We start from the raw sequence: 2,456 nt of genomic DNA, 5'->3' as shown, positions 1-2,456 counted from the left end.
CAGGCCAAACCCTTGCACCACCAGACCTCCCAGGATCGGGAGGGTCATGCCCGCAGCATTCGCCCAGAGCTCGAGCACGCCAATAGCCCGTCCGCGCCCGATGGGTGGGCTGACATCGGCCAGCATGGTATTGGAACCCAGGAAAGCCCCGGACCAGCCCAGCCCCACCAGAAAGGTTCCGGTGGTAATGGCCCAGTATCCCTCGCCCAGACCCACCAGCAGCGCCCCCAGGCCAGCCACCGCCAGCCCAGCCACAATCACAGGCCTGCGCCCAATTCGGTCGGCCAGCCGCCCAATGGGCCAGGAAAAGGCAAACATCCCCATCGCATGCAGCGCTACCGAGAAGGAAATCTGCGATAGGCTACAGTCCAGGGCCTTGAGGGCCAGGGCGGTCATGGACATCATCATGACCATCTGCCCTTGCACCGTTACCGCCGATAGGATAGCCGCTACCCGCACACGGAAAAGGTCACCCTGTTCGAGTTCCAGCGGATTGGAACCCGCGCCCCCCAGCGCCCAGGCCGGGTAATACTTTTCCATCTCGAGGGCAATCTGTCTTGGATCGGGCCGAATGCTCCTCACCAGCAAAAAGCATGGCAGTATCAGCACCGGAACCAGCAACCAGGCCAGTGCGATTTCGTTGATGCCCAGGAGCTTCCCCCATCGTTCGGCCAGCCAGACCAGCAGGGGAGAGATGCCTGCGCCAAACAAAGAACCCATCGCCACCAGGCTGATGCCCTCCCCGCGCCGGCTAGGGGGGTACATGTCGGCAGCCGCAACACGCATCTGCTGCACGGCCCCCACCCCACTGCCAAATATCAGTGCCCCCACACAAAACATCGCGAAGGACCCCAGCATGGTGGCCATGCCGATAACCAGAGCCCCCACCAGGGCCAGCCACAACCCCAGATACATCCCTGCCTTGCGTCCGCGCTGGTCGGTCAGCCGCCCCACAAAATAGGCCGTCATAACTCTGGAAAAGGCCATGATGCTGGTCGCTACCCCGGCAAAAGCAGCATTGCCCAGCAACATCACCACCTGAATCGCGCCAAAGGTGGGCACCAGCTGCATCCCTGCTCCGTTGATGGCCTGGGTCGTGGCCAACAGCCAGGTGTTTTTCTTCACCAGCGGCGGAATCAGAACTTCGGGATGGGCGCGGCTGCTGCGCTGTACGGACACAAAGGCAGTATACGCCTGGTTGTTGTGCTGGCTGCCCCCGGTGTGGGGGGCCCGGCGGCGACTATGTGTTGCGCAAACCGATCTTCCGCTCCCTCACCCGGCGGTCCCGGTGGGAGAAAAGCCTGGCCGGCTGGTAAATCAGCCGCAGCCTAGCGCGTGGGCGTAATGGCCAGCGTGCAGCGGGAGATGCAGACCAGTTGCCCCAGCTCATCGCGGATTTCAATGCTCCAGACTGCCGTGGTACGGCCCGAGTGGAGAGGGGTTCCGGTGGCGGTGACCTTGCCAGACTGCACCGAACGCAGGTGGTTGGCGTTTATTTCCAGCCCGAAGCTGGAATAGCCCTCTGGCGCTGCCAGGTACGCACCAATGCTGGCAACGGTCTCGGCCAGGGATACCGATGCGCCGCCATGCAAAAAGCCAAAAGGCTGGTGCACCCTGGGGGTCACATCCATCTCGGCAACCACCTTTTGGGGGCCGGCCTCGAGGAACCTGATTCCCAGAGTTTGGAATAAGGTTTCGTGCTCGAGTCTGGTGGGGTCAATCTTGCTCATGAGCCTAGCCTACCCCAGCCGGCTCAGCTTTTGTCAGGAACCTCCCCGCACTCCCCGTCTCCCCCAAAAGCGCCCTGCCTAAAGGGAGTTTCACCCGGTGAAGGGGCCGGGCCGAGCGAGGCCAGCCGAAGGGCTGCCCTAAGAATTCAGTGGACTCTGCCCCCGGGTAGGGGTCGAAGCGATAGTCTGGCGACCTCACTTCCCCAGGGACGTTTTTTTTCGACTCAAAGCCTCCCCCATCGGGCCAGAGGGGCTGCTCAACCGACTTTTCAGCCGCATACCCCCCCTTACAAGACTCTCAAAAACCTGCTATACTTCCTATTTGCCTGGGGGCGTTCCGGTTTCGACAGGGATTCTTGAAGGCAGTACGGCGTGTCGAGGTAGCCCATGGCCTCGTAAAAATGGGCAAAGCCATAACTGGCAACGTTCGTAGCAACAGCTACGCTCTGGCTGCTTAAGTCAGCCACGTTCTTCAGAAGCCCAGCCGATGGCGTGCTGAACGAACGACCTAAAGTCGGCTAGCTCGAGGCAAGGCTCCGTAGTCAAGAGCGAAAGCGCCCTGAACGGCGCACACGGGGCTCGGTTCAAGCCCGCTGCTGGTGGCGAAAGCCTGAATGACGACCAATCACCAACTACACACGTAGAAGTCTGCTGGATGATTCTTTGGACAGGGGTTCAATTCCCCTCGCCTCCACCAGAGAGAGCCACCGAAAGGTGGCTTCTTGC

The 2,456-nt window shown here is 61.3% G+C and carries 2 protein-coding genes and 1 other RNA gene; 1 reads left to right on the top strand and 2 read right to left on the bottom strand.

Going from position 1 to position 2,456, the window contains the following annotated elements:
- Positions 1-1,179 (bottom strand): MFS transporter (locus tag Q0288_RS01230; protein ID WP_299425917.1); only part of this gene is annotated, 1,179 nt, incomplete at its 3' end.
- 149 nt (positions 1,180-1,328) lie between these two features.
- On the bottom strand, positions 1,329-1,730 hold the full coding sequence (locus Q0288_RS01225; protein WP_299425914.1) for a PaaI family thioesterase: 402 nt from the start codon (positions 1,728-1,730) through the stop codon (positions 1,329-1,331).
- Between the two features lie 328 nt (positions 1,731-2,058).
- Here Q0288_RS01225 and ssrA point away from each other — a divergent pair.
- Positions 2,059-2,427, top strand: a transfer-messenger RNA (tmRNA) gene (gene ssrA / locus Q0288_RS01220).
- Positions 2,428-2,456: the final 29 nt, after the last annotated feature.

It is taken from the genome of uncultured Meiothermus sp. (genome assembly GCF_937863175.1).
Lineage (GTDB): Bacteria > Deinococcota > Deinococci > Deinococcales > Thermaceae > Meiothermus.
The sequence above is the reverse complement of the archived record's forward strand: the minus strand, read 5'-3'. Positions and strand labels throughout refer to the sequence as shown.